The 23,196-nt window shown below is 68.9% G+C and carries 24 protein-coding genes and 1 tRNA gene; 10 read left to right on the top strand and 15 right to left on the bottom strand.

Going from position 1 to position 23,196, the window contains the following annotated elements:
• Positions 1 to 76: 76 nt before the first annotated feature.
• Positions 77 to 1,276 (top strand): cysteine desulfurase-like protein, encoded by a 1,200-nt coding sequence (locus ACLJO0_RS06530; protein ID WP_034309809.1) that lies wholly within the window; start codon positions 77 to 79, stop codon positions 1,274 to 1,276.
• Here the strand turns inward: ACLJO0_RS06530 and ACLJO0_RS06535 are convergent.
• Entirely contained in the window at positions 1,273 to 2,250 is a 978-nt protein-coding gene (locus ACLJO0_RS06535) for an NAD(P)H-quinone oxidoreductase (protein ID WP_410577026.1), read from the bottom strand. The genes ACLJO0_RS06530 and ACLJO0_RS06535 overlap by 4 nt on opposite strands.
• 80 nt (positions 2,251 to 2,330) lie before the next feature.
• Here ACLJO0_RS06535 and ACLJO0_RS06540 point away from each other — a divergent pair, with 80 nt between their 5' ends.
• The gene (locus ACLJO0_RS06540) at positions 2,331 to 3,878 is read left to right on the top strand and encodes a M28 family metallopeptidase (protein ID WP_410577027.1); all 1,548 of its coding nucleotides are present in this window, start codon (positions 2,331 to 2,333) and stop codon (positions 3,876 to 3,878) included.
• A gap of 83 nt (positions 3,879 to 3,961) precedes the next feature.
• Here the strand turns inward: ACLJO0_RS06540 and ACLJO0_RS06545 are convergent, their stop codons facing one another.
• Entirely contained in the window at positions 3,962 to 4,879 is a 918-nt protein-coding gene (locus ACLJO0_RS06545; RefSeq protein ID WP_125790465.1) for a neutral zinc metallopeptidase, read from the bottom strand.
• A gap of 538 nt (positions 4,880 to 5,417) precedes the next feature.
• Here ACLJO0_RS06545 and ACLJO0_RS06550 point away from each other — a divergent pair.
• On the top strand, positions 5,418 to 5,921 hold the full coding sequence (locus tag ACLJO0_RS06550) for a MarR family winged helix-turn-helix transcriptional regulator (RefSeq protein ID WP_410577028.1): 504 nt from the start codon (positions 5,418 to 5,420) through the stop codon (positions 5,919 to 5,921).
• On the opposite strand, the gene ACLJO0_RS06555 is transcribed toward ACLJO0_RS06550, so the two are convergent.
• Together ACLJO0_RS06555 and ACLJO0_RS06560 are read right to left on the bottom strand one after the other, a co-directional pair.
• Positions 5,911 to 7,053, bottom strand: a complete 1,143-nt coding sequence (locus ACLJO0_RS06555) for an RNA polymerase sigma factor (protein WP_410577029.1) — start codon at positions 7,051 to 7,053, stop codon at positions 5,911 to 5,913. The genes ACLJO0_RS06550 and ACLJO0_RS06555 overlap by 11 nt on opposite strands.
• A gap of 8 nt (positions 7,054 to 7,061) precedes the next feature.
• Positions 7,062 to 7,469: a YciI family protein gene (locus ACLJO0_RS06560; RefSeq protein WP_410577030.1), complete on the bottom strand. Its 408-nt coding sequence runs from the start codon at positions 7,467 to 7,469 to the stop codon at positions 7,062 to 7,064.
• Between the two features lie 261 nt (positions 7,470 to 7,730).
• Here ACLJO0_RS06560 and ACLJO0_RS06565 point away from each other — a divergent pair, with 261 nt between their 5' ends.
• On the top strand, positions 7,731 to 9,521 hold the full coding sequence (locus tag ACLJO0_RS06565; protein WP_410577031.1) for an RICIN domain-containing protein: 1,791 nt from the start codon (positions 7,731 to 7,733) through the stop codon (positions 9,519 to 9,521).
• A gap of 59 nt (positions 9,522 to 9,580) precedes the next feature.
• Here the strand turns inward: ACLJO0_RS06565 and ACLJO0_RS06570 are convergent.
• The 3 genes from ACLJO0_RS06570 to ACLJO0_RS06580 form a co-directional block, all read right to left on the bottom strand.
• Positions 9,581 to 9,669, bottom strand: a tRNA-Ser gene (locus tag ACLJO0_RS06570).
• A 44-nt stretch (positions 9,670 to 9,713) separates the two neighbouring features.
• Complete coding sequence (locus tag ACLJO0_RS06575; RefSeq protein WP_410577032.1) at positions 9,714 to 10,076, bottom strand: DUF4190 domain-containing protein; 363 nt, start codon at positions 10,074 to 10,076, stop codon at positions 9,714 to 9,716.
• A 28-nt stretch (positions 10,077 to 10,104) separates the two neighbouring features.
• Entirely contained in the window at positions 10,105 to 10,392 is a 288-nt protein-coding gene (locus ACLJO0_RS06580) for a DUF2277 domain-containing protein (RefSeq protein ID WP_125780632.1), read from the bottom strand.
• Positions 10,393 to 10,505: 113 nt separating this feature from the next.
• Between ACLJO0_RS06580 and ACLJO0_RS06585 the strand changes: the two genes are divergently transcribed.
• Entirely contained in the window at positions 10,506 to 11,450 is a 945-nt protein-coding gene (locus ACLJO0_RS06585; RefSeq protein ID WP_410577033.1) for an Ldh family oxidoreductase, read from the top strand.
• 74 nt (positions 11,451 to 11,524) lie between these two features.
• Here ACLJO0_RS06585 and ACLJO0_RS06590 read toward each other — a convergent pair whose 3' ends face one another.
• Together ACLJO0_RS06590 and ACLJO0_RS06595 are read right to left on the bottom strand one after the other, a co-directional pair.
• The gene (locus tag ACLJO0_RS06590) at positions 11,525 to 11,743 is read right to left on the bottom strand and encodes an RNA-binding S4 domain-containing protein (RefSeq protein WP_061980312.1); all 219 of its coding nucleotides are present in this window, start codon (positions 11,741 to 11,743) and stop codon (positions 11,525 to 11,527) included.
• Positions 11,744 to 11,750: 7 nt separating this feature from the next.
• The gene (locus tag ACLJO0_RS06595; RefSeq protein WP_410577034.1) at positions 11,751 to 12,512 is read right to left on the bottom strand and encodes a trypsin-like serine peptidase; all 762 of its coding nucleotides are present in this window, start codon (positions 12,510 to 12,512) and stop codon (positions 11,751 to 11,753) included.
• A 146-nt stretch (positions 12,513 to 12,658) separates the two neighbouring features.
• On the opposite strand from ACLJO0_RS06595, the gene ACLJO0_RS06600 reads away from it, so the two are divergent.
• Positions 12,659 to 13,483 (top strand): SDR family NAD(P)-dependent oxidoreductase, encoded by an 825-nt coding sequence (locus ACLJO0_RS06600; protein WP_410577035.1) that lies wholly within the window; start codon positions 12,659 to 12,661, stop codon positions 13,481 to 13,483.
• Positions 13,484 to 13,597: 114 nt separating this feature from the next.
• Positions 13,598 to 14,254 (top strand): hypothetical protein, encoded by a 657-nt coding sequence (locus tag ACLJO0_RS06605; RefSeq protein ID WP_410577036.1) that lies wholly within the window; start codon positions 13,598 to 13,600, stop codon positions 14,252 to 14,254.
• Here ACLJO0_RS06605 and ACLJO0_RS06610 read toward each other — a convergent pair.
• Positions 14,242 to 15,090, bottom strand: a complete 849-nt coding sequence (locus ACLJO0_RS06610; RefSeq protein WP_410577037.1) for a LysR family transcriptional regulator — start codon at positions 15,088 to 15,090, stop codon at positions 14,242 to 14,244. The two genes, ACLJO0_RS06605 and ACLJO0_RS06610, sit on opposite strands and share 13 nt — an antisense overlap.
• A 77-nt stretch (positions 15,091 to 15,167) precedes the next feature.
• Here ACLJO0_RS06610 and ACLJO0_RS06615 point away from each other — a divergent pair, with 77 nt between their 5' ends.
• From ACLJO0_RS06615 to ACLJO0_RS06625, 3 genes are all read left to right on the top strand, one after another.
• On the top strand, positions 15,168 to 15,884 hold the full coding sequence (locus ACLJO0_RS06615; RefSeq protein WP_410577038.1) for a glutamine amidotransferase-related protein: 717 nt from the start codon (positions 15,168 to 15,170) through the stop codon (positions 15,882 to 15,884).
• A gap of 72 nt (positions 15,885 to 15,956) precedes the next feature.
• Positions 15,957 to 17,219: an MFS transporter gene (locus ACLJO0_RS06620; protein ID WP_410577039.1), complete on the top strand. Its 1,263-nt coding sequence runs from the start codon at positions 15,957 to 15,959 to the stop codon at positions 17,217 to 17,219.
• A 254-nt stretch (positions 17,220 to 17,473) separates the two neighbouring features.
• Positions 17,474 to 18,649: a diguanylate cyclase gene (locus ACLJO0_RS06625; protein ID WP_410577040.1), complete on the top strand. Its 1,176-nt coding sequence runs from the start codon at positions 17,474 to 17,476 to the stop codon at positions 18,647 to 18,649.
• A gap of 242 nt (positions 18,650 to 18,891) precedes the next feature.
• Here the strand turns inward: ACLJO0_RS06625 and ACLJO0_RS06630 are convergent, their stop codons facing one another.
• Genes ACLJO0_RS06630 through ACLJO0_RS06650 form a run of 5 tightly spaced genes read right to left on the bottom strand, consistent with a single transcriptional unit; the run spans position 18,892 to position 23,038 of the window.
• Complete coding sequence (locus ACLJO0_RS06630; RefSeq protein WP_410577041.1) at positions 18,892 to 19,416, bottom strand: YbaB/EbfC family nucleoid-associated protein; 525 nt, start codon at positions 19,414 to 19,416, stop codon at positions 18,892 to 18,894.
• On the bottom strand, positions 19,413 to 19,742 hold the full coding sequence (locus tag ACLJO0_RS06635; protein WP_034309855.1) for a type VII secretion target: 330 nt from the start codon (positions 19,740 to 19,742) through the stop codon (positions 19,413 to 19,415). The genes ACLJO0_RS06630 and ACLJO0_RS06635 overlap by 4 nt, the downstream gene beginning before the upstream one ends.
• Positions 19,739 to 21,736, bottom strand: a complete 1,998-nt coding sequence (locus ACLJO0_RS06640; protein WP_410577042.1) for a hypothetical protein — start codon at positions 21,734 to 21,736, stop codon at positions 19,739 to 19,741. Before ACLJO0_RS06640 ends, ACLJO0_RS06635 begins: the two co-directional genes overlap by 4 nt.
• A 12-nt stretch (positions 21,737 to 21,748) precedes the next feature.
• On the bottom strand, positions 21,749 to 22,156 hold the full coding sequence (locus ACLJO0_RS06645; RefSeq protein ID WP_410577043.1) for a hypothetical protein: 408 nt from the start codon (positions 22,154 to 22,156) through the stop codon (positions 21,749 to 21,751).
• A gap of 30 nt (positions 22,157 to 22,186) precedes the next feature.
• A complete protein-coding gene (locus tag ACLJO0_RS06650; protein ID WP_410577044.1) occupies positions 22,187 to 23,038 on the bottom strand; it encodes an ESX secretion-associated protein EspG in 852 nt (283 codons plus the stop codon).
• Between the last annotated feature and the right edge of the window lie 158 nt (positions 23,039 to 23,196).

Below are 23,196 nucleotides of genomic sequence, written 5' to 3' on the forward strand. Positions count from 1 at the left end.
CGGGAATCGTCGCACCCCGTGTTCGGGCAGCCAACCCCGGGTAAAGCGCCGAACCGCACCTCCGTACGGTGTCCCCATGGCGTTCGACGTCGCTCGTATCCGTGGGTTGTTTCCCGCGCTGGGTGACGGCTGGATTCACTTCGACGGCGCCGCCGGAATGCTCGTACCTGAACAGGTCGCTTCGGCCGTATCCACGGCCATGCGCGCTCCGGTGTCCGGACCGGGCGGAGCGTTTCCGGCCTCCCAGCGCGCGGAAAGCATTGTCACGGCCGCTCGCCGGGCGGTCGCCGACCTGGTCGGCGCCGACCCGGCCGGAGTCGTGCTCGGGCCCAACGCGCCCGACCTCATCCGCCGTCTCGTCGACGCGATGGCCGATCGCTGGACGATCGGCGACGAGGTCGTCGTGTCCCGGCTCGACGAAGAGGCCAACCTCGCGCCGTGGCGCCGCGCGGCGAAACGGGTCGGCGCGGTCGTGCGCTGGGGCGAGATCGACATCGAGACCTGCGAGCTGCCCGCGTGGCAGTACGAGAACCTCGTGTCCGCGCGCACCAAGGCCGTCGCGGTCACGCTGGCGTCCGGTTCGGTCGGCACGCGCCCCGACGTCCCGACGGTGATCGAGTTCGCCAAACGCGTCGGCGCGCTGGTCGTCGTCGACGCGACGTACGCGGCGCCGTTCGTGCCGCTGGACCTCAACGCGCTCGGCGCCGACGTGATGGTCGTTTCGGCGCAGGCCTGGGGCGGGCCCTCGGTGGGGGCGCTGGTCTTCCGCGACCCCGAACTGCTCGAACGCCTGCCGTCGGTCTCGCTCGACCCGGCCGCCCGCGGTCCGGCCAGGATGGAGCTCGGGCCGCACGCGTATCCGTTGCTGGCCGGGTTGATCGCGTCGATCGACTATCTGGCCGGATTGGACGACGCGGCGATGGGCTCGCGGCGCGAGAAGCTGGTGACGTCGCTGGGCTCGGCGAAGTCGTACCACGCGGGACTCCTGGCGCAGCTGTCCACCGAACTGCGGTCGCTGCGGCATGTCATGGTCATCGGCGACGCCATGCGCCGGATCCCCGCGCTCGCGTTCGCCGTCGCGGGCAAGAAGGCGCCCGAGGTCGCCGAATACCTGGCGTCCCAGGGCCTCTGCGCCTTCGCCGACGACGGCACGAGCGGTGTCTTCGGATCGCTCGGCGCCGCCGAAGTCGGCGGCGCCGTCCGCATCGGTCTCGCGCACTACTCGAACGTCTTCGAGGTCAATCAGCTCGTCCGGGTGCTGGAAGAGATCCGCTAGGACTTCGCCGCCAACAGAACCTTGCCGAAAACCGTGCCTTCCTCCAAAGCGCGGTGCGCGGACGCGGCCTCGGCCATCGGGAGGACCTGGCCGACGATCGGCTGCACCGAACCCTGCTCCACCAGCGGCCACAGCCGTTCGCGGACGTCGGCGACGATCGCCGCCTTCTGCTCCAGCGGCCGCGACCGCAGGCCCGCGGCGTAGACACTCACGCGTTTGCCGAGCAGCTTGCCGATGTTGAGCTCGCCCTTGACCCCGCCCTGCATGCCGATGATCACGAGGCGCCCGTCCGTCGTGAGCGCGTCGACGTTGCGGTCGAGGTACTTGGCGCCCATGTTGTCGAGGATGACGTTCGCGCCGCCGGTCTCGGTGCGCAGGACTTCGACGAAATCCTGTTCCTTGTAGTTGATCGCGATGTCGGCGCCGAGTTGGCGGCAGCTCTCCAGCCGGTCCTCCGAACCCGCCGTCACCGCGACCGTCGCGCCGAGCGCCTTGGCGACCTGGATCGCGTGCGTGCCGATGCCGCCCGCCCCGCCGTGGACGAGCAGGACCTCGCCTTCGGACAGCTTGGCGTGCATCACCACATTCGCCCAGACCGTGCACGCGACTTCGGGCAGTCCGGCGGCCGCGAGCAATTCGACTTCGGCGGGAAGCGGAAGCAGTTGTCCCGCCGGGACGGCGACCTTTTCCCCATAGCCGCCACCGGCGAGCAAAGCACAAACTTCGTCGCCGATTCGCCATCCCTCGACGCCTTCGCCGATTTCGGCGATCGTGCCCGAACATTCGAGCCCGAGGATTTCGCTCGCCCCCGGCGGGGGCGGGTAGTTGCCCTGGCGTTGCAGCAGGTCAGCGCGGTTTACGGCGCTCGCGGCGACCTCGATGACGACTTCGCCCGAACCCGCTACAGGATCGGGGACCTCGGTCCATTCGAGAACATCGGGATCGCCGGGCTCACGGATGGTGATCGCGTACATACAAGCGACCCTATCCCGGTGTCATAAAGTCCGCCGAACGTCGGTTGACCTGTGGCGCAAACCACATAAAGGTGACGCCCATGTCATATTCGCGAAGAAGCATTGTTCCCTCGATCGTGGTGATGGCCACCGCCGCGCTCACGGTCGGAGTGGTCCCCGCTGCGACCGCCGCGACCGGGCCCGAGGGCCCCGCGCTGGCCAAACAGCTCGTCGGCAAGGTCGACGTGAACAACGTCAACCGGCACCTGATCGCCATGCAGCGGATCTCGGACGCGACCGGCGGCCGCCGAGCCGCCAGCACCGAAGGGCACAAGAGGTCCGCGGAATACATCGCCACCAAGCTGGAGCAGGCCGGGTACTCGGTCACGCGCCAGGAGTTCCCGTTCACCTACGCGGAGACCCTCGCGGAGAGCCTGACGGTCGCTGGCGCCGACGTCCCGATCATCATCATGTCCTACAGCCCGTCGACGCCCGCGGGTGGAATCACCGCCCCGCTCGCCGTGGTCCCGGTCGACGCCACCAGCGGTTGTGAGGCCACGGACTACGCCGGCGGGGTCGACGGCAAGATCGCGCTGATCCAGCGCGGTGGCTGCTCCTTCGCGCAGAAGCAGGCGACCGCCGCCGAGGCGGGCGCTGTCGGCGCGATCGTCTACAACAACGTCCCGGGCCCGGTCAACGGCACCCTCGGCGACCCGGCCGCGGGCAAGATCCCGACCGGCGGCATCACCCAGGCCGACGGCCAGGCGCTCGCCGGCAAGGCGGGCTCCTCGGTCACCCTCGACCTGCGCGCCTTCCAGGAGGAGCGGACCAGCTACAACGTCCTCGCCGAGACCAAGACCGGTCGCAAGGACAACGTCGTGATGCTCGGCGCCCACCTCGACAGCGTCACCGAGGGCCCCGGCATCAACGACAACGGCACCGGCTCCGCCGCGCTGCTGGAGACCGCGTTGCAGCTGGGCAGCAAGCCCAAGGCCAACAATGCCGTCCGCTTCGGCTGGTGGAGTGCCGAGGAGTTCGGGCTCGTCGGCTCGACCCACTACGTCAACTCGCTGAGCTTCGAAGAGCAGCTCAACATCGCGCTGTACTACAACTACGACATGATCGGCTCGCCGAACGCGGCGTACTTCGCCTACGACGGTGACAACTCCGACGGTGTCGGCGCGGGCGCCGGCCCGTACGGTTCGGCGCAGCTCGAGCAGACGCTCGTGGACTACCTGCAGCTGGGCAAGGGTGTCCCGGTCGAGGGCACGGACTTCACCGGTCGTTCCGACTATGGCCAGTTCATCGCGGTCGGCATCCCGGCCGGCGGCCTGTTCACCGGTGCCGAAGGCGTGAAGACCGCCGCACAGGCCGCGAAGTGGGGCGGTAGCGCCAACGTTCCTTACGACAAGTGCTACCACCAGGCCTGCGACAACCTCGGCAACGTCGACCGCGTCGCGCTCGAGCGCAACTCGGACGCCGTCGCCTGGGCGCTGGGCGTGTACGCGACCAGCACCGCGAACATCAACGGTGTCTCGGGTGCCTCGGCCACGAAGGCGAAGGCCCTTCGCGCCGCGGAGCGGTCTCAGCAGCGGAGCATGACTGCTTCCGTTCACGCTGACGACCACCACGGCCACGTCGCCGCGTAGTAGCTCTCTCGAGTGCTAGGAAAGGACCGTTCCTTGCAAAATTTGCAAGGAACGGTCCTTTCCTAGCGTCTGGGGAGGGGAGCTCAGCCCAGGCTGTTGGTCGCGAAGGTGTCGCACCGCGCCGGCTGGCCGGTCTGGAAGCCGGTGGTGAACCACTTCTTCCGCTGCGCCGAAGTGCCGTGGCTGAACTGCGACTCGTCGACCCGGCCGCTGCCGAGTTTGGACTGGATGTAGTCGTCGCCGATCCGCGAAGCGGTGTCCAGTGCGGAGTTGATGTCCTCCTGGGTGAGCTCGGTGAGCAGTGGCCGCCCCGACTCGGTCGGCGTGGTCGTGGCGTGGTTCGCCCAGACGCCGGCGTAGCAGTCGGCCTGGAGTTCGAGCCGCACCGAGCCCGACGTCGGCCCGCTCCCGGTGCCCTTTTTGGACACTCCGGTGAGGTTCTGCACGTGGTGGCCGTATTCGTGGGCCAGCACGTACGCCTCCGCGAACGGCCCGCCCTGCGCGCCGAACCGGGTGCGGAGTTCGTTGAAGAACGCGAGATCGATGTAGACCTCGGAGTCGCCGGGGCAGTAGAACGGCCCGACGTCCGAAGTCGCGCTGCCGCAGGCCGTGTTCACGCCGCCGTTGAAGAAGTTGGTGACGGCCTTGCGATACGTGGAGCCGGACCGCTGGAACTCCTGCCCCCAGTAGTCCTGGATCGAGTTGATGGTGGCGACGATCGCGCAGTCGTGGTTGCGGTTCGCGTCCGCGCCGGTCTTGCATTCCTGCGACAGCGACGTGTTGTCCATCTGCTGCCCGGAGCCCAGACCACCGAGCCCGCTCGACGACGGGTTCAGGCTCACGCCGCCGAACTGGGACATCAGGAAGTAGATGACGAGGCCGACCACGCTGAGCCCGCCGCCGCCGAGTGCCACCCGGCCGCCGATACCGCCACCGCCGCCACCACCGCGCAGGTCCTCGACCTCGGAGGTGTCCAGGCCCGCGCCTTCGTCGAATCGCACGGGGGAAAGCGTAGCCGGAAGAGGCCGGATATGCCTGGGTGCGGCCACGCAGCGCGGCCGCACCCAGGACTACCGAGGTTGTCTTGTACTTGTCGCCGGTCGGCCGCGATCATCGGGCCGGCGCCGGGCACTGCCGAGGCGGTCGAAGAGGCCGCGAACCCGAAACAGGCCGGAGTGACGCCGAATGCGCGAGAATTGTCGTGCGCATCTGAGATGCCCGCGTTCGTCGCTGTTCGCAGTCGCGACCGACCCGGTCCATTCCGTTCCGGTCGCGGGACACAGCAGGCGGTCAACCGCGAGAATCACCCGCCATACCACCACCTTGACCCTTCCCGGCTGGGAGCGAGTCCGGCGATCGTCCGTGGAGATCGCCCGATACTTGCCCGACCATCCGCTGACAAGAAGAATGCGCCTTTTCGCGCCGAGTCTCAACCTTTTCGTAACCCTCCTTCGGGCGAATGTCCCGCCGGGTTTTTCACCGAGCGAAAAGTGACCGGCGGGTATGCGCCTTGTGCGATCAACGCTCTACGCTGCGTGGATGGCGGTGGAGCAGAAGGAAGTGCGCTGGCTGTCCGAGTCGGAGATGGTCGCTTGGCGCTCGTACATCGTCGCCACCATGCGGCTGCGGCAACGTCTGCATCGCGAACTCTCCGAGCGGCACGACGTCACGCTCGCCGACTACGAGGTCCTGGTCTGCCTTTCGCTCCAGCCCGACAACCGGATGCGGATGACGGAGCTGGCGAGCATGCTCGGCTCGACCAAGAGCAGGCTTTCGCACCAGATGGTCCGGCTGGAGGCCGACGGGCTGATCCGCCGCACCCGTGACCCGGCGGACAAACGCGGCGTCGTCGCGGAGATGACCGGACGCGGCGCGGACCTGCTGGCGGGTGCCGCGCCGACGCATGTCGAGGGCGTCCGGGAGCATTTGATCGACCTGCTGAGCCCCGAAGAGCAGCAGGTGCTGGGGCAGGCTTTCGGCCGCGTGCTGGAGCACCTGTCGGAGATCGACGGTCTCCCGCGGCTGCCGCCGGTCACTTCTTGAGGGCGTTGAGCCGCGCGGCCTGACGCGTCAGGTGGGCGTGCTCGGCCAGGTTGGCCGCCTTTTCGGCGGCCTCGCTGTACAGCCGCGCCGCCGTCGCCAGGTCGCCGTCGCGCTCGTGGAGGTACGCCGCCACGGCCGTGTACCGCGGCAGTGAATCGTCCAGTTTCGCCAGCGCGGCCAGGCCCGCGCGCGGTCCGTCGGCCTCGCCGACGGCCACCGCGCGGTTGAGCCGGACGACCGGACTGCCGGTCAGCCGCGCGAGCTCGTCGTACCACTCGACGATCTGCACCCAGTCGGTCTCCTCGGCGGTGGGCGCGTCGGCGTGGAGCGCCGCGATGGCGGCCTGCGCCTGGAACTCGCCCAGCCTGTCGCGCGCCAGCGCCGCTTGCAGGATTTCGACGCCCTCCGCGATCAGGCGCGTGTCCCATTCGCCGCGGTCCTGTTCGGCGAGCGGCACCAGATCGCCGCCGGGAGTCGTCCTGGCGGCGCGCCGGGCGTGGTGGAGCAGCATGAGGGCGAGCAGGCCCCGCACCTCGGGATGGTCGATCGAGGCCGAGAGCCGCCGGGTGAGCCGGATGGCTTCGGCGGCGAGGTCGACGTCGCCGGAGTAGCCCTCGTTGAACACCAGGTAGAGCACGCGGAGCACGGTGGCGACGTCACCCGCCTGGTCGAAACGCACCTCGGAGACGGTGCGTTTGGCCCGGCTGATGCGCTGCGCCATGGTCGCTTCGGGCACCAGGTACGCCTGGGCGATCTGCCGGGTGGTCAGCCCCCCGACGGCGCGCAGGGTGAGCGCGACCGCCGACGACGGCGTCAGCGACGGGTGGGCGCACAGGAAGTAGAGCTGCAGCGTGTCGTCCACCGCGGGGGCGGGCCCGGGTTCCGGTTCCTCTTCGACGACGTCCTCGCGACGGCGACGAGCGGCGTCCGATCGGGCCATATCGAGGAATTTGCGCCAGGCGACGGTGACGAGCCAGCCCTTCGGATCCTTCGGCTGATCACCTGGCCAGACGCGGACGGCCTCGATCAGCGCTTCCTGCACGGCGTCCTCGGCCGCCGCGAAGCCGGCTCCGCGGCGGACGAGGATTCCGAGGACGTTCGGTGTGAGGCTGCGAAGGAGAGCCTCGTCCATCTCGGTGTTCACTCCGTGATGACGAGGGGCTCGCCCCACAGCGGCCGCAGTTCGAGCCACTCGTGGATCGGCTTCCCGCCGGCGCCCGGAGCGGCCGACAGCTCGCCTGCCAGTTCGAGCGCCCGCTCGTAGCTGTCGACGTCGATCATCATCCAACCCGCGATGAGGTCCTTGGTCTCGGCGAAGGGGCCGTCGGTGACCGGCGGCTTGCCTTCGCCGTCGTACCGTACGAAGGTGCCTTCGGGGGCCAGGGCCTGTTCCCCGACGAACTCGCCGGTCTCCTGGAGCCGGAGCGCGAAGTCCCGCATGTACTCGATGTGCGCGGTGATCTCGTCCGGCGTCCAGTGGTCCATCGGCACGTCGTTGACCGCCGCCGGAGCGCCGCGGTAGTGCTTGAGCAGCAGGTACTTCGCCATGACTGGTTCTCCTCGATGGTGGTGCGGCCGGGGTTCGGCCGCTTTCATCGGCAGGGACGGAGCCGGGTACGGGTTCTCGACATCGTCGGGAACAGTAAATGCTGCCCGATGACCGGGAACATATCGGAGGCGACCGATTTCATCCGACCTCAGGACGGATCAATCGCGGAAAACCGGCCCGCAATGGCGTCTGGTGAGCCATACATCTGATCTCTAACGTTCTTATCGCGGCAGTTTTCCCTTCGCGAAAGGAAGAACCCCTTGTCCAAGGCAAAACGGCGATCCGCCGGCCTTCTGGTGACCGCCGGTCTCATCTGCGGCCTGTTCGTGGGTGAGACCGGCGGGGCCGTGGCCTCCGACGTCCCGGCGGCACCGCCCGTCGTCAAGGACCACAGTCGGCCGCTGCCGCCCGGCGCGTCCCCGGTGGCCCCGCTCGCCGCTTCCGTCGCCCAGGCGCAGATCGCCGCCAATCCGGTGGTCTGCGAGGGTGACGGAGTCTCCGGCAAACGCGTCGAGCTGGTCTACGTCCGTGAAGCCGGCCAGCCCGACCGGTACGCGACCGTCGTGCCCTCCCTACGCGCCTACGCGTCCGGGATCGACGACTCGTTCAACGACAGCGCCGCGGCGACGGGCGCGAGCAGACATCTCCGGTACGTGACGACGGCGGGCGCGGGTTGCCAGGTCGCCGTCGCCAATCTCGTGGTGCCCAACGGCACGTACACCTCGGGTGCGATCCGCGACGCCGCCATCAACGCCGGTTTCCACCACGCCGACCGCGACTACATGCTGTTCTCCGACAACCCCCACACCTGTGCCGGCACGTGGGGCGACAGTGACGACCAGCCCGGTCCCGCCAACGCCTTCAACAACGGCAGGCACTACACGGAGATCGCCGTCCCCTGCTGGGGTGTCAACGCCGCGGCCCACGAACTCGGCCACATGCTCGGCGCCGTCCTGCCGGGTGCCCCGCACTACCAGGGCGGCGGGCACTGCTCCCAGGAATGGGACCTGATGTGTTACGGCGACACCCAGTCCTTCGACTGCACGGAGCGCGATTTCGATCGGCTGCTGGACTGCGGCAACGACGACTACTTCAGCACGAATCCCACGCCCGGCAGCTGGCTCGCCACCCATTGGAACGTCGCCAACAGCGCCTTCCTGATCAAGAAGGACACCCCGGACAACGACGACGGCCACGCACGGGGCGGGAAGACGTACGTCATCACCGGCGCAAGTGGCAACGCCATCGACGTCGTGGGTTCGTCGACCGGCGGCCTCGTCGAACTCAGCCACCGGGCCCGCACGGATTCCCAGAGCCAGAAGTGGATCCTGGGCTACAACACCGGTCTGCAACTCGTCAACGCCAACAGCCAGCTGTGCGCCGACAGCGCCCAGAGCGGGACGGCGCCCGGCACGCACATCCTCCAGTACAACTGCAACGGCCAGAACGGCATGCGGTGGGCGTTCCAGCCGCTCGGCAACGGCAAGGTGGCGATCTTCAACTACTTGACGGGTTACGCGGTCACCGAGGGCGGCACGTATCCGGCGTCGCTCGTCCAGCAGCCCTACACCGGGGCGGCCAACCAGCAGTGGACCCTGAACCCCGTCGCGGACCCCGGCCCGAAGGCGAGCACGAAGTACTACCTGACCGTCGCGACCAACGGCAACAGCGCGGCCGTGGTCGACGGCTCGTCGTCTTCCGGCGCGAAGATCACCCACGTGGCCAGGCAGAACGACAACGGCCAGAAGTGGAAGCTCACCGACGCGGGCGGCGGATACTGGAGGATCTCCAACGAGCGGAGCGGCCTGTGCCTGCGGCCGGTCTCCGGCAGTACCGCGGACGGCGCGCTCCTCGAACAGACGCACTGCGGCTCGTCGACCACTCAGCAGTGGAAGCTGCTGCGTAGCGCCGACATGCGCTACGGGCTGGTGAACCGGGCGAGCCAATTGGCGGTGCGGCAGGTCAACAACGGCACGGCTTCGATCCTGGAGCAGCGGCCCTTCGTGGGCGGCCGCAGCGACGAGACCGTCTGGGCTCTCGTGCCCGCGTGAAACGCGAAGCTCCCCAGGTCCGTGTTATCCATCGACCTGGGGAGCTTTGTCTTCAAGACTGGCGGTAGCGGTGGGATTCGAACCCACGGAGGACAGAGCCCTCGCATGTTTTCAAGACATGTTCCTTCGGCCGCTCGGACACGCTACCGCCGTCGAGGATATCCGACGGGGCTTTGCCGGGATGCTTCGGATCTAGTCGAAGTCCCAGTCCGTCAGTATCCCGATGAAGAGGAAGAACGCCAGGAGGAGCACGATGATCGCGACGCCGATGTAGCCGATGACGATGGCCGCCAGCGCCATGCCCTGGCCGCCCGCTTCCCCGCGTTTGGCCTTGGAATGCGCGATATGCCCCATGATGACGCCCGCGATCGACGGCAGCCCGCTGCACGCGACGAGGCTGGCGATCGACACGACCAGCGCCGCGATCGCCAGACCCTGTTCCTGCGGCGGTTGCGGCGGGCCGTAGCCGTAGCCCGGCTGCTGGTACGGCTGCCCGTACGGAGGTTGCTGACCGTACGGCTGCTGCTGACCGTAGGGATCCTGCGGATATGTCACCGGCTCACCGTAACCGCCGGAGATCGGTTCAGGACGCTTGACTCTTCTCGGCCTTCGCCGCGATCCGCGCCTGGACCTCGGGACGGCGCAACGGCGGCACCGTCGCCGGCGGCTGACGGCGGGCGGGCAGTTCGGTCAGCAGCCGCCTGGTGATCTCGGTGATCTCGGCGACGGCGGCCTCGAACGGCTCACGGGTGGCGTCGGACAGGCTCTGCACCCCGGACACCTTGCGGACGTATTGGCGGGCGGCGGCCTCGATCTCGTCCGGCGTCGCCGCCGGCTCGAGGCCTCGAAGCGTGGTGATGTTCCGGCACATGACTCGATCGTACGTCCGCCCACCGACGTTTCCGGGTGCTTCGATCACACAGTCGGTTAGAAGCTGCCCCGGTTCGTTGACGCCGAAAAACGCGTTTGGGCACTCTCGGCGGAGTGCCCCTCAGACCCCGCTCTCTTCGCCGCGCGCCCGTCGAGCCGATCCCCGAACCGGCCGAGCCTTCCCCGATACCGGAACAGGTCTGGCAGCGCGTCCCGATCGACGCCCTGATCGACCTGGTCACCGAGATCTTCACCGCCCACGATCTGCCGTGGTCACGGGCGAGGATGGCCGCCGAGGCGGTGTGCCACGGCGACCTCACCGGAACGCCGGAGTCCGGTGTCGCCGAACTGACCCGGCTGCATCTGCCGATGCTGGTCAACGGCATGGTGCGGCCGAGGGCCGAACCGCTGATGATCGCCGACCGCGGTGCCGCCGCCCTGATCGATTACCGCCGCGCGCCGGGGCTGTGGGCCGTCGGCGACGCGATGGACCGCGCGGTGTCCCGGGCGGGCCGGTACGGCGTCGGGCTCATGTCGGTCCGCGGCGTCGGGCCGTTCGGCCGCGCCGGGCACCATGCCGCGAGGGCGTTGCCGCACACCATGATCGGGCTCGTCATGGCTGCGGGCGGTGAACTCGGGAAGGCCGCGAACCCGCTCGGGATGGCCGCCCCCGCGGGCGCGTACCCGGAGTTCGTGCTCGACCTGGACACCCTGGCCGATGTCGACAGCGCCGCCGTCGCAGGCTTCGCCCTGCTGGTGGAGATCTTCGCCGGGGTGCTGTCGGGCGTCGGCGACCACGATCACGACACCGGTCTCATGGTGATGGCCATCGCGCCGACGACGCTGCGCAGCGCCGACGGGTTCTACAAGGCCGCGAGCGCGTTGTTCGGCAGCCTGCTCGGCTGGGAGGGCGGCACCCCGGTCCGGTATCCGGGCTGGCGTGAGGCGCAGTACCTCGAACAGTGCCAGGCGCTGGGCGTCCCCCTGAACGAGCCGGTGCACCGCGAGCTCGAAGAACTCGCGAGGGCGTTGCGCCTGGCTCCGCTGCAGGGGCGATGAAGGGGACTTTCCCCTCATCTGACGCGGTGAAGGGCGCTTTCCTCGCATCGCATGCGGGGAAAGTCCCCTTCAGCTCAGGACAGGACGACGCGGCCGCCTTCGCCGCCGACCTCCACGACGTCGCCGTTCGTCAGCTGACGGCCGCGCCGGACCTCCACCTCGCCGTTGACCGTGACCTCTTCGGCGTCGAGGAGGTCTTTGGCGTGCGAACCGTCTTCGGCCAGGTTGGCCAGTTTGAGGAACTGGCCGAGGCGGATCGGCTCGCCGGTGATCGGGACGTCGTGGATGCTCATGGGGAGATCATCCCCGTGCGTCCATTTTCCGGTACAGGGTGGCGACGTCGGTGTCGAAGTAGCTGCTGTAGGACGTGTCCGGATCGTCCCCGCCGTACAGGTAGCCGCCGATCACGCCGACGACGGTGCCGAGTTCGGTCGCCGGATCGGCGTCGACCACCCACGGGCCGCCGCTGGTGCCGGTCGTGAAGCCGGGGCAGCCGACGCGCATCTGGTAGGTGTCGGCCTGGCTGCTGGTGCCGTGGCAGACGACCGGGGCCTCCCGTTCGTCGGGATACCCGGTCAGGGTGATCGAGTGGGCGAACCCGCCGCCGGTCACGAGGGTGTTGGCGCCGGTGACGCTTTCGAGGGTCTTCGTGGTGCCCGCCTGATGCGCGGTCGCGAAACCGACATCCAGGTCCGGATCGGACGAATCGGCCCAACCTTCGGGGACCTGCGGATCGGAGACGTCCCAGTAGCCGTACGGCGCGACACCGTCGTGATAGCCGGGCGCGAACGAAATCCCCGTCGCGTACTCGCCGCCTTCGCCGTCGTGAAGGCAATGCGCCGCCGTGAGCAGGAGGTCGCCGGGGGCACTGTGGACGACGCTGGCCGTGCAGAAATGCGTCCCGTCGATGAAGAGCGCGCCGATCGCCGGGTTGGTCCGCGGCGCGGCGGGAGTGGCGGCCACCGTCGCTGCGGTGTCGCCGGCGTCGGTCGCGACAGGATCCGAAGCGGCGGAGCAACCGGACAGAACGACACAGAGCACGAGCAACAGGGCGCGGCGCATCGCGTTCCTTTCGCTCTTCCACGGCTGTCCGGTCACAGATCACCATAAGCGGGGCACGAACACAGCCCGAATCGATCAACGCACAGCAAGCTCACAGCCGTAGTATGTGTTACCTCCGGTAACAGTCGAGCGGGTTGGGAGCGGGTATGAGGTCGTTCACGGACAAGGTCGTGGTGATCACGGGCGCGGGCTCGGGAATCGGCAAGGCACTCGCGATCGAGCTGGCGGGGCGGGGTGCCAGGCTGGCGCTTTCCGACGTCGACGCCGTCCGTGCGGCGGGCACCGTCGCGGAGTGCGAGACGGCGGGCGCGACCGCGAAGGCGTACGCGCTCGACGTCGCCGACCGTGACGCCGTCCTCGCGCACGCCGAGGAGGTCGCCGTCGATTTCGGGGGCGCCAACGTCGTGGTGAACAACGCCGGGGTCGCGCTCGGCGCCACGGTCGAGGAAATGACCTGGGACGACTACGACTGGCTGATGGGGATCAATCTCGGCGGCGTGGTCAACGGCACGAAAGCCTTTCTGCCCCAGGTGATCGCTTCGGGTGACGGGCACATCGTCAACCTTTCGAGTGTGTTCGGCTTCATCGGTGTGCCCACGCAGAGTGCGTACAACGCGGCCAAATTCGCGGTGCGGGGGTTCACCGAGGCGCTGCGCCAGGAAATGCTGATCGCCCGTCATCCGGTCAAGGTCAGCTGCGTGCATCCCGGCGGCATCAAGACGAATATCGCCCGCGACGCGCGGGGCGGCGTCGAGCGGGACATCGGCAAAGCCGCCGAGGGGTTCGAAAAGATCGCGAGGACCACGCCGGAGAAGGCCGCGCAGACCATCGTGCGTGGTATCGAACGAGGGACGGCGCGCATCCTGATCGGACCGGACGCGTATGCCATCGACGCGATTCCCCGTGTGCTCGGTTCCTTTTACCAGCGGCCACTCGCCCTGCTCGGGCGCTGGGGAATGCGGAATCTCTGAGAAAGGGGAAGCCACTGAACGGAGTAACCCTGCGTGGTCCGGACGGCTCGGCATAACTCGATCGGGGTGCGTTACTTACGGCGGCGTCGGAAATGCACCACAATGCTCAAGTTCGTGATTCCCCTTCCGGAGGTCCCCATGCCGCGCGCCGCCCAGCGCCGTCCGTCGACCGACGCTTTCTCCGCGCCTGTCGAGACCGTTGAACTACTGGACCGGACGGGGATCATCGCGGCGAGCCTGCCGAAGCGGCGGCGCAGCCCGGAAAACGAGCCGGAGCCCAAGCCGATGCCGGTGCGGCCCCCGGTCTGCGCACCGGTCGTGGACAAGGATCTCCGGCCCAAGGCCGTCGTCATCCACCGGCGCGCCCGGTCCTGGCTGGCAGGCGGAGCGGGGGTGGCGCTGCTCGCGATCGGCTGGTTCGCCGGCACGTTCACCTTCGAGCCGGTCGACGACACCGCCTTGCCGGAGCCGCCGCTGCCCGCCGTGGTGACCCAGCAGCCGCCCGTCGCGCAGCCCGCGCCGCAGGCGGCCCCGGTGACCGTCTACGTCCCGGTCACCGTGAAACAGCAGGCGCCCGCGACGAAGAAGAAGCCCGTCAAGGAACGGGTCGTGGCCCTGCCGCCCGCCGAGACCAAGCCGCCGGAGCAGCCGCGTTCGGACCTCGGAGTGCGCGACGAGGCCGCGGAGGATCTCCGGAGCATGATGGATCCCGCCGTGGCGAGTTCGCTGGCGATGCAGATGGCGCAGGGAATGATGAGTTACGGCCGCTGACCCGTCAGCGCGGCGGCCAGCGCGGAGCCTTCGCCGGGGTCTCCGTGCACTAGTTCGGTGCGGTGGACCACGCGCGGCGAGGACAGGGAAAGCACGCCCACGCCGGTGATGACGTCGGCCGGGAGCAGCGCCAGTCCTTGACCGGCCGAGACCAGGCGAAGCAGGCCGTGGACGTCGGTCCCGGTGTACCGAAGCCGACCGCGGAATCCGTCGGTCGAAGCGGACTTTCGCAACCGTTCCAAGGGAATCGCGGTGTCCGGCGCGTCGATCCAGTGCGCGTCGGCGAGTTCGGCCAGTCCGGCGGTCCGTCCGGTCAGCGGATGGCCGGCGGGCACCGCGACCGCGAGCGGGCGTTCGCCGACGACGGTGGTGGTGAGCGGGCCGAAGTCCGGCAGCGGGAGCGGATCACTCGGCGCGGTCATCCCGTCGACGAGACCGAGGTCGAGTGAGCCCGTCGCGACCTCCGTCAGGACGTCTTCACGGCGCAGGACGCGTAACTCGGTGCCGCGGTGCGCGGCGGCGGCGACTTCGGCGGTGAGCGAGAGCGGCGTCAGTCCGAGGACGACCCGGCCGGTGGGTGCAGCGGTGAGCCGGGCGAGGTCCGCGCGGACGGCGTCGAGCCGGGTCAGGAGCGGACCGGCGTGTTCGAGGAGACGTTCCCCGGCCCGCGTCGGGGCGACGGGCCGCCGGGTCAGCAACGCGGTGCCGAGGTCGTGTTCGAGCGCGGCGATGTGCTGGGAGATCGCGGACTGCGTGTAGCCGAGGTCGCGCGCGGCCCGGGAGAACGAGCCGCCGCGGGCCACCGCCACGAAGGTGCGGAGCAGATGGGTCTCCATGGTGCATCAGTATCGCTTATGACTTCAGCAAGGATCATCGTTGGCGCTGAACTCGGCCCGCGGGTCAGGATGGCCGCATGACACAGACAGCGCGGGTCGCCCTGGTCGGCGACCGTTCGGACGGCGTCCGCTCCCACGTCCGGATCCCGATGCTCTTCGACCGTCTCGCCGAACGTGACGGCCTCGAACTCGACGCCTACTGGATCCCGACCGACGCCGTCGGCGACGTCACCGGTTTCGACGCCGTCTGGCTGGTGCCCGGCAGTCCCTATCGGTCCGAAGCCGGCGCGGTGGACACCGTGCGCGCCGCCCGCGAGAACGGCATCCCGTTCCTCGGCACCTGCGCCGGTTTCCAGCACGCGCTGCTGGAATTCGCACGGAACGTCTGCGGTCTCGGCGGAATCGGGCACGCGGAGAACGCGCCGGAGTCGGCCGAGCAGTTGATCGTGCCGCTGGCGTGTTCGCTCGTCGGGCACGAGAGCGCCATCCACGTCGCGCCCGGAACGCTGGCCGCGCGGATCCTCGGCGCGGAACGTTCCGTTGAGCGGTACCACTGTTCGTACGGCCTCGACGCCCGGCATCGGGACACGTTGGCGGCGAACGGGCTCGTCTTCAGTGGATTCGACGGCGAGGGTGACGCGCGGATCGCGGAACTGCCGGAGCACCCGTTCTTCCTGGCGACACTGTTCCAACCGGAACTCGCCGGCGACGGCACCCGCCCCCATCCGCTCATTCACGCCTTCGCTCGTGCCGCCGTGGAGCACGCGAAGCTGTCTGTCCATAGTGGACGTTGACGGCGGTCGTGCGCCGGATGGCCGCTGACACAGCGAAAGTGATCGACTACCGTGAGCCAAGGGGAGGGGCTCATGGAGAAGGGGGAATCCGCTCGGAGCACACCGTTCAAGGCCGCTTTCGCGGTCGGCGAGTTCCGTGCGTTGTGGGCGGCCGAGGCGTTTTCGCAGGCCGGTGACCAGCTGGCCAGGGTCGCGTTGTCGGTACTGGTGTGGGAAAGAACGGCGTCGGCGGGGCTGACCGGGCTCACCTACGGGCTGACGTATCTGCCGACGCTGATCGGCGGCACCCTGTTCGCCGGACTGGCGGACCGGTATTCGCGGCGGACGGTGATGATCGTCTGCGACCTGCTGCGCGCGGCGATCGCGGCGCTGATGGCGGTCCCGGGGACGCCGTTGCCGGTGCTGGCCGGGCTGCTGGTGATCCTGACGATGGCGGGCGGTCCGTTCCGGGCGGCGCAGCTCGCGTTGCTCCCGGACGTCCTCGAAGGCGACCGGTACGTCGCCGGGCTCGCGGTCCGCACGATCACCATCCAAACGGCACAGCTGGCCGGATTCGGCGGTGGCGGACTGGTGATCGGGCTCGTGACGCCCTACTGGGGACTGGTGATCGACGCCGCGACCTTTGTGGTCTCGGCGCTGCTCGTGTCCACAGGGGTCCGTCGCCGGGGGCCCGCCACCACGGAATCTTCGGTGAAAAGCCGGATGGCGCGGGCTTTCAGTGGTGAAGGCGTCAGGGAACTCTGGCAGGGCAAGGGAATCCGAGTGCTCTTCGGGCTGAAGATGCTCGCCGGGTTCGCCATCGCGCCGGAAGGGCTCGCGGCGCCGCTCGCCGTCGGGCTCGGGGCGGGGAGTTTCGCGGTCGGTCTCATTCTCGCGGCGGATCCGGTGGGTTCGGTAATTGGATCGTGGATCTTCACGAAATGGGTTCCGGCGCGACGGAAAACGCGAATGGTCGGCATTCTCGCCATCGCATCCGTCGTTCCCTTGGTCTTTGTCTTCTTTCATCCGTCACTGCCGGTCTGTCTCGCGTTGATCGGGCTCAGCGGCGCGTTCGCGGCGCCGTACCACCTGCAGGCCGTGGCGCTGATGGCGCGTGCGGTGCCGGACGGCGTCCGGGCGCAGGTGATGGGCCTGACCTCGACGAGTTTGGTGACCGTACAAGGAATCGGGATCATGCTCGCGGGCGGTCTCGCCCAGCTGACCGGCCCGTTCGTGGCCGTCGGGGTGGCCGCGACGGTCGCCGTCGCCTCGGCCGGCCCGATGGCGATGGCGTGGAAACGCACCATCGCCACCGGGCCGGATGTCTGGCTCCCGGCCGGGAGCCGAACCGGCTGAATCGGTGGGATCAGTCCTCGCGACCGTTCATGATGGTCCTCCCTCCCACTGCTCCATCTGTGTGTTCCGGAATTGACTCGAGCCACCCTCAGTACTACCTCGGATACATTGGATCGCGTACGGAAGGGGGACCGGTGACGATGATTATGGGGGATGCGGAACTCGTCGGAGAAGGGGCCGGTACGCGGCTGAGAACCTGGGTCCGAAACTGGGACTTATGGTCCGGACCACGGGGAGTGCCGGCGGTTTTTCTTGTGGTGGAAGGACTTGCGGCGGCAGTCGCCGTAGTCGCCCTGCTCCGATCGAACTACGAGACTACGGAATTCGTCCGATTTGGATCACTGCTCGGCCTTGCTTTCCTGCAGGCCGAGCTTTCGCGTTCGGTGGAACGGTTGCGGCGCACGCTTTGTGACCGGCCGCACATCAACATGACTTCGGTGTGGACGTTCGCGGGGGTGCTCGTCCTGCCGTCCGGGCTGGCGCTCGCCCTCGGCCTGCTCATCTACCTGCACCTTTGGCTCCGCGTGTGGCGGGGGATGAGCCACCGCCCTGCCTACCGCGTCGTGTACTGCGCGGCGGCGATCGTGCTGTCCTGCCTGGCTTCGGGCGCCATCGTCTCCGGATGGAACGGTCTGCCCGTCGGGTTCGCCGGTTCGCTGAAGATCGTCGAGGCGGCGGCCGTGTTCACCGTGGCCAACGCGTTCGTCGTGGCGCTTTCGGTGTATCTGCACACGGGGGGCCGGTCGCCGCGTTCGCTGTTCGGCTCCGGCGACGACAACCTGCTGGAGGTCACCACCCTGGTGCTCGGGACCTCGACCGCGCTGGGCATCGTGCACGCGCCCGCGCTCGTCCCGTTCGTCCTGCTACCCGTGCTGGTGCTGCACCGCAGTGTGCTGGTGCGGCAACTGGAGATCGCGGCGAACATCGACGGCAAGACCGGCGTGCTGAACGCGCACGCGTGGCATGTGCTCAGCGAACGGGAGCTTTCGTCGGCGGCAAGGGCGAAGAGCAAACTCGGGGTGCTGATGCTCGACCTCGACCACTTCAAACAGGTCAACGACGTCTACGGGCACCTCGCGGGCGACGTCGTGCTCAGGGTCGTCGCGGAGACGATCTCCGAGCACGTGCGCGACTACGACTCCGTCGGGCGCTTCGGCGGCGAAGAGTTCGTCGTGCTGCTACCCGGCGCGACGGAGACCGACGTGATTCCCGTGGCCGAGCGGGTCCGGCAGGCGGTGATGGCGATCGAGGTCGAGGTCGTGACCGCTTCGGGGCCGCGGGTCGTGCGGGGCCTTTCGGTGTCGATCGGCGTCGCGGTCTACCCGTCGGGCGGGACCGTGCTGGAGCGGCTGCTGCACGTCGCCGACTCCGCGCTCTACCAGGCGAAGAACAGCGGCCGGAACCGCGTCGTCTCGCTGGCCGCCGCCTGACGCAACGCCGAACTCGCGTGCTTGAAGACGGAACTCACGTGCTTGGAGGCGGAACTCGCGTGTTCGGACTCCACCAGGCATCACATCCGACGGTAGCGAAAGCCTCCTTCACTACCGTCAGAGTAGGCAAGGAGGCCCTCACTACCAGGAGAACGCGAACGCAGGAGCGACACCGGCCCCACGCCACGTTTGCCTTACCCCGCAAGAGAACCGTCCCTAACACTCACGAGGACCCAGCGGTTCTACCAGGGTGAGTTTTCTTCGTCTTCCGGTGCTTCGTGGCGTTTGTCGCGAGGCGCCTGCGGCGGAGGCGGAGTGTCGGCGGCCGACGACGCGGGAGGAGCGGGCGGCGCGGGAGGCTCTTCCTCTTCGATCTCGGGGAAGCGGCTGCGCAGGGTGTCGATCATCAGCGCCCTGGTCTCCTGGTCCTCGTCGCCGAGCGATTCCTGCATGACCTCGGCGACCTGGCCCGCGATACCGGCCTGCGCCTGGTGCATCGTCTGGAGGATCTGCCGCGACAGTTCCTCCAGCGGGTACGTCCTGGCCTTGTTCCCGAACTCGATGTCCGTCACGCCACCGTCCGCCCCGACGGTGATCTTGACGGCGCCGTCGGAGCTGGCCGCGGTCAGCCGCAGCTGCTCCGTGCGCTCCTGTGCGGCCGCGTAGCGCTGGGCCTTTTCTTCCAGCCCCGCCGCCCATCGCTCCATTTTGCGCTGGGCCTCGTCGGGGTCCAGCATGAGGTCGCCGAGCTCGTTTCCGCCGGTCACTGCTTCCCTCCGATGTCCAAGGCCTTGAAGTCCGCCTTGAACGGTTCCGCGTTGGTCTTGTCACCGTCTACATAGGACTTCGCGGCGGTGCGTACGTTGTCCGCGGTCGACTGGATGCCTTCCGCCGCCGCCTTGATCGTCTCCGCCGCGCGTTCGCCCGCCGGGTTGACGATCGGCGGCAGGAACGCGCACAGCAGACCGTACGCGTCCGACGACATCGCCGAACCGGTCGCGCCGTGCGCGGTGTTCAGCCGGTCCACGAGCCCTTCGAGATGGCTCGCGTGCGCGGTCAGGTCATCCGGGTCGACCTCGAACGAAGCCGTCACTTCCAGTCCTTGTTCTTCCAGTCGCCGATCACCGGCGGGGCCACGATCTCGTCGGCGGCGAAGAACGACGGGTCGTCGGATTCGAGGTACTCGGCGGCCTTGTGCTCCGTGTCGTCCTGGCCCTGTCCCTTGCCGGCACCGGGCGCCATACCGCCGCCCATCGGCATACCGCCGGGCGTACCCGGCTTGCCGCCGGAACCGGCCGCGCGGGCCGCGGCCCCGTCGGCGTCCATCGCGCCCGCGCCGACGGCGCCGCCCATACCGAGCGAACCCGTCGCCTTCCCGGCACCGCCGAGGCCACCGCCACCGGCACCGCCGGCACCCGCGCCGCCCGCGCCGGTCCCGCCGCCGAAGCCGCTGGTGCTGCCGCCGAGACCGCTGGTGCCGCCGCCCGGGATGTTCGGCATGCCGAGTTTGGGCGGGTTGTACGGCGTGCCCTTGTACGAGTTGCCGTCCGGGAACGTGGGGCCGCCGAGCCGCTCGCCGATGCCACCGGGCCGCGGGATCGGCGGGATGTTCGGCATGACCGGCCTCGGTCCGCCGCCGGTGGGCCCGTTCGGGATCGGGATGTTCGGCGGGGTGAACGGGAGACCGCCACCGGGACGCGGTCCGCCGCCTTCGGGGATGGAGATGTTCGGCGGGGTGAACGACGGCGGCGTGACGGACGGCGGTGTGTAGCCCGTGGTGCGCGTGCTGTCGTCGATCTTGGGCAGGTTCGGCAGGTTGGGACCCGCCGACGCCGCGGGTTTGTAGGTCTCGCCGCCGGTCGGCCCGTTGGGGATGGTGGGCATGGCCGGGTTGGAACCAGGACCGCCACCACCGGGGAAGCCACCACCAGGGCCACCGCCGCCGGGGAAGCCACCGCCCGGACCACTGCCACCCGGACCACTGCCACCGGGACCGCTGCCGCCAGGTCCGCCGTTCGGCGCGTTGAACGGCGACACGCCGCCGGGGCCACCGGTTCCACCCTGGGTGGTCCCGTCCACCGAAGCGGCGATGGTCCCGCCGGAAGCCGCGCTGAACGGGGTGACGTCGGCGCCTTCGGGCGCCATCCGGTCGCGAAGCGTCTGGGCGGGCGAGCCCGCTCCACCGCCTGCGGAGCTGCCCTGCAGCTGCTTGGCCGCCTGCATGGTCGGCAACTTCGGCGGGGCGGGGAACGCCGGGGTGGCGATCGCCGAACCGACCGTGCCGTCGAAGTCGGTCATCACCTTCGCGGCCTGATCCCGCGCGTCCTGCTGCTTCTTGAAGGTCGAGAGGTCCTTCCCGAGCTGCGCCATGTACAGGTGCGGGTCGGTGATCGTCTGCAGGTTGGCGTTAGCCTCCTGCACGCTGAACGCGACCGGCGGGTTCGCCGCCATCAGCTTCTGCGTCTCGTTGAGGGTCTGCGAGTGGATCTGCTGCTGCCGCCCGGCCAGTGTCGCGCCGTTCGCGGTCGCGCCGAGCCACTTGCCGACACCGGCGAGGTGCTCGCGGGCCGCGTCGCCGCCTTCGCCCTCCCAGTTGGCCGTGCTCGCGTTGATCGCCTTCGCCAGGTTGCGCTGGTGTGTGGCCAGGTCGTTGCCCGCCCGGATCCACTCTTCGGAGGTCTCGCCCACCGCGGCCGGATCCGCGTTGTCCGCGATCGCGGTCTGCATCTGCTCGTGGGTGGCGTTGGCCCAGACCGTGGACGGCGGGGTGCCGGGTTTACGGATGTCCAGGTTCTTGTCGAGACCCTCGCGCGCCTTGTCCAGCTGCCCCTCGTACATCTTCTGCGTGAAGATGTCCTTGAAGCCGTTGAGCGCCGTGTCACCCCAGCCGAGGATGTTGAACAGGATGTCGGTCCCGACGGCGGCCCCGGCCCGGATCTCGTCACCGGAGGCGGCCTTGTCGGCCAGCGGCCCGACGTAGTACGGGGATGACGAGTCGGCCGTGATGTCGTAGAACGGGTCGTCCGGGTTGTAGTCCTCGGACTGGGGGTCGGAGACCTTCGTGGTCTTCTCCGCGGCTTCGGTCACGGGTCTCTCCTCTTAGATCTCGGTGTCGATCCGCGTCAGGGTGCGCTGGTTCTCGTCGTCGCGTTCCCGGTAGTTCCGCTTGGCGAGTTCGATCGCCTCGACGTAGGTCGGGAATTCGGCGCGGGCGGTTTCTAGCTGGGTGAGCAGGCCCTGCGCGTCCGTCGCGGTGCCGTGCATGTGCTCGGACACCCAGCGCGCGGTCGCGGTGGAGCTCATCGGCGGCGTGTTCCGCAGCTTGGTCAGCGCGCTCCAGCGCTCTTCGAGACTGTCGATCACTCCCTGGAGTGATCGGATCATCTCTTCACCGGTGCTCTCGTCGACGGCGAAACGGCCCTGCTTCGCCAGGGCCTTCAGCTCCGTGCCCGCGAGCTTGCCCCGGACCGCCATCATCGGCTGCAGTTGTTGTGCTTCCTCGGTCAACGGAGGATCCTCTCGCCGGGTTCAGGAGGGTCAGTAGATGTCAGCGATGGCCGCGCGGATCGCGTTCGCCACGCCCGACTGACTCGCCGGGTCGTAGTGACCGATCACGGCGCCGGAGGCTTCGTCGGTCTCTGTCCAGACCAGGTACCGGCCGTCCTCGGTGTCGAGCCAGCTCAGCGGCGTCGAGCGGAGCCGCTCGCCGCGGCGGCCGATCCCGCTCACGATGATGTGCCCGCCGCCGAGGCGGGTGCCGGACAGCACCTGCTCCAGGACGGCGACGTCGCTCTCGTCGTTGCGCGCGGAAGGGGACTCCGGCCGGGCGCGGACGACGCCGGTGAACTGGAGGTTGCCGAACGCGTCGGTCTCCTCCTCGTCGAATTCCGCCTCCGCCTGACGCCGCGCGGCCATCGCGGAGACGGCGCGCTCTTCCTGCTGCACGAGGGTGCGGCGGCCGGTCGACGCGGGCCGCATCCGCGGCAGGACCCCGGCGAGGACCTCGACCAGCTCTTCGTCCGCGAACAGCGCGAACTGCAGGAGGTCTTCCCCGTGGGCCTGGGTGATGCCGAGCGCCTGCCTGCCGTCGGTGAGGGTGAGGACGGCGATGTCCTGGCCGATGCCGTCGATCCCGTTGACCGAGACGGTGATCCGGTGGTTCGCGAGCAGCGCGAACGCGGTGCGGATGGCCTGGTTCAGCTCGCCGTTGATCGACAGGCGGCGCTGTTCGAGGTCTGCGTAGACCTTCCGGATGACGGCGGCGTAGCGCTCCGGGTCGATCGAAGTGTTGCGGACGCGCAAGGGAAACAAGCGGACATCGACGCCGAGCGCCTGTCCGACCACGGTCGCCTCTACCGTCCCCAGCGCGAAATCGGCTCGTTCAGCCATGCTTTTGCGCTACTCCCTCACGGGCGCCGAGCCCCGACTTTGTTAATGGCGAAAACAAACTAGCACAGCGCATGACTGTACGGAACCATACGAACACCGGTGGACCCGATGGAATGGATCACTGTGCCCGATCGGGCACTTTTCTTGCCCCTAAAGGA

It is taken from the genome of Amycolatopsis sp. lyj-108 (genome assembly GCF_046549005.1).
Taxonomy (GTDB): domain Bacteria; phylum Actinomycetota; class Actinomycetes; order Mycobacteriales; family Pseudonocardiaceae; genus Amycolatopsis.

Excerpts from the sequence above, each read along its gene's own strand:
- ACLJO0_RS06555 (WP_410577029.1), bottom strand. The coding sequence starts at position 7,053 with ATGGACGAGGCTCTCCTTCGCAGCCTCACACCGAACGTCCTCGGAATC.
- ACLJO0_RS06540 (WP_410577027.1), top strand. The coding sequence starts at position 2,331 with ATGTCATATTCGCGAAGAAGCATTGTTCCCTCGATCGTGGTGATGGCC.
- ACLJO0_RS06580 (WP_125780632.1), bottom strand. The coding sequence starts at position 10,392 with ATGTGCCGGAACATCACCACGCTTCGAGGCCTCGAGCCGGCGGCGACG.
- ACLJO0_RS06535 (WP_410577026.1), bottom strand. The coding sequence starts at position 2,250 with ATGTACGCGATCACCATCCGTGAGCCCGGCGATCCCGATGTTCTCGAA.
- ACLJO0_RS06595 (WP_410577034.1), bottom strand. The coding sequence starts at position 12,512 with ATGCGCCGCGCCCTGTTGCTCGTGCTCTGTGTCGTTCTGTCCGGTTGC.
- ACLJO0_RS06610 (WP_410577037.1), bottom strand. The coding sequence starts at position 15,090 with ATGGAGACCCATCTGCTCCGCACCTTCGTGGCGGTGGCCCGCGGCGGC.
- ACLJO0_RS06615 (WP_410577038.1), top strand. The coding sequence starts at position 15,168 with ATGACACAGACAGCGCGGGTCGCCCTGGTCGGCGACCGTTCGGACGGC.
- ACLJO0_RS06530 (WP_034309809.1), top strand. The coding sequence starts at position 77 with ATGGCGTTCGACGTCGCTCGTATCCGTGGGTTGTTTCCCGCGCTGGGT.
- ACLJO0_RS06550 (WP_410577028.1), top strand. The coding sequence starts at position 5,418 with ATGGCGGTGGAGCAGAAGGAAGTGCGCTGGCTGTCCGAGTCGGAGATG.
- ACLJO0_RS06560 (WP_410577030.1), bottom strand. The coding sequence starts at position 7,469 with ATGGCGAAGTACCTGCTGCTCAAGCACTACCGCGGCGCTCCGGCGGCG.
- ACLJO0_RS06590 (WP_061980312.1), bottom strand. The coding sequence starts at position 11,743 with ATGAGCATCCACGACGTCCCGATCACCGGCGAGCCGATCCGCCTCGGC.
- ACLJO0_RS06620 (WP_410577039.1), top strand. The coding sequence starts at position 15,957 with ATGGAGAAGGGGGAATCCGCTCGGAGCACACCGTTCAAGGCCGCTTTC.
- ACLJO0_RS06650 (WP_410577044.1), bottom strand. The coding sequence starts at position 23,038 with ATGGCTGAACGAGCCGATTTCGCGCTGGGGACGGTAGAGGCGACCGTG.
- ACLJO0_RS06600 (WP_410577035.1), top strand. The coding sequence starts at position 12,659 with ATGAGGTCGTTCACGGACAAGGTCGTGGTGATCACGGGCGCGGGCTCG.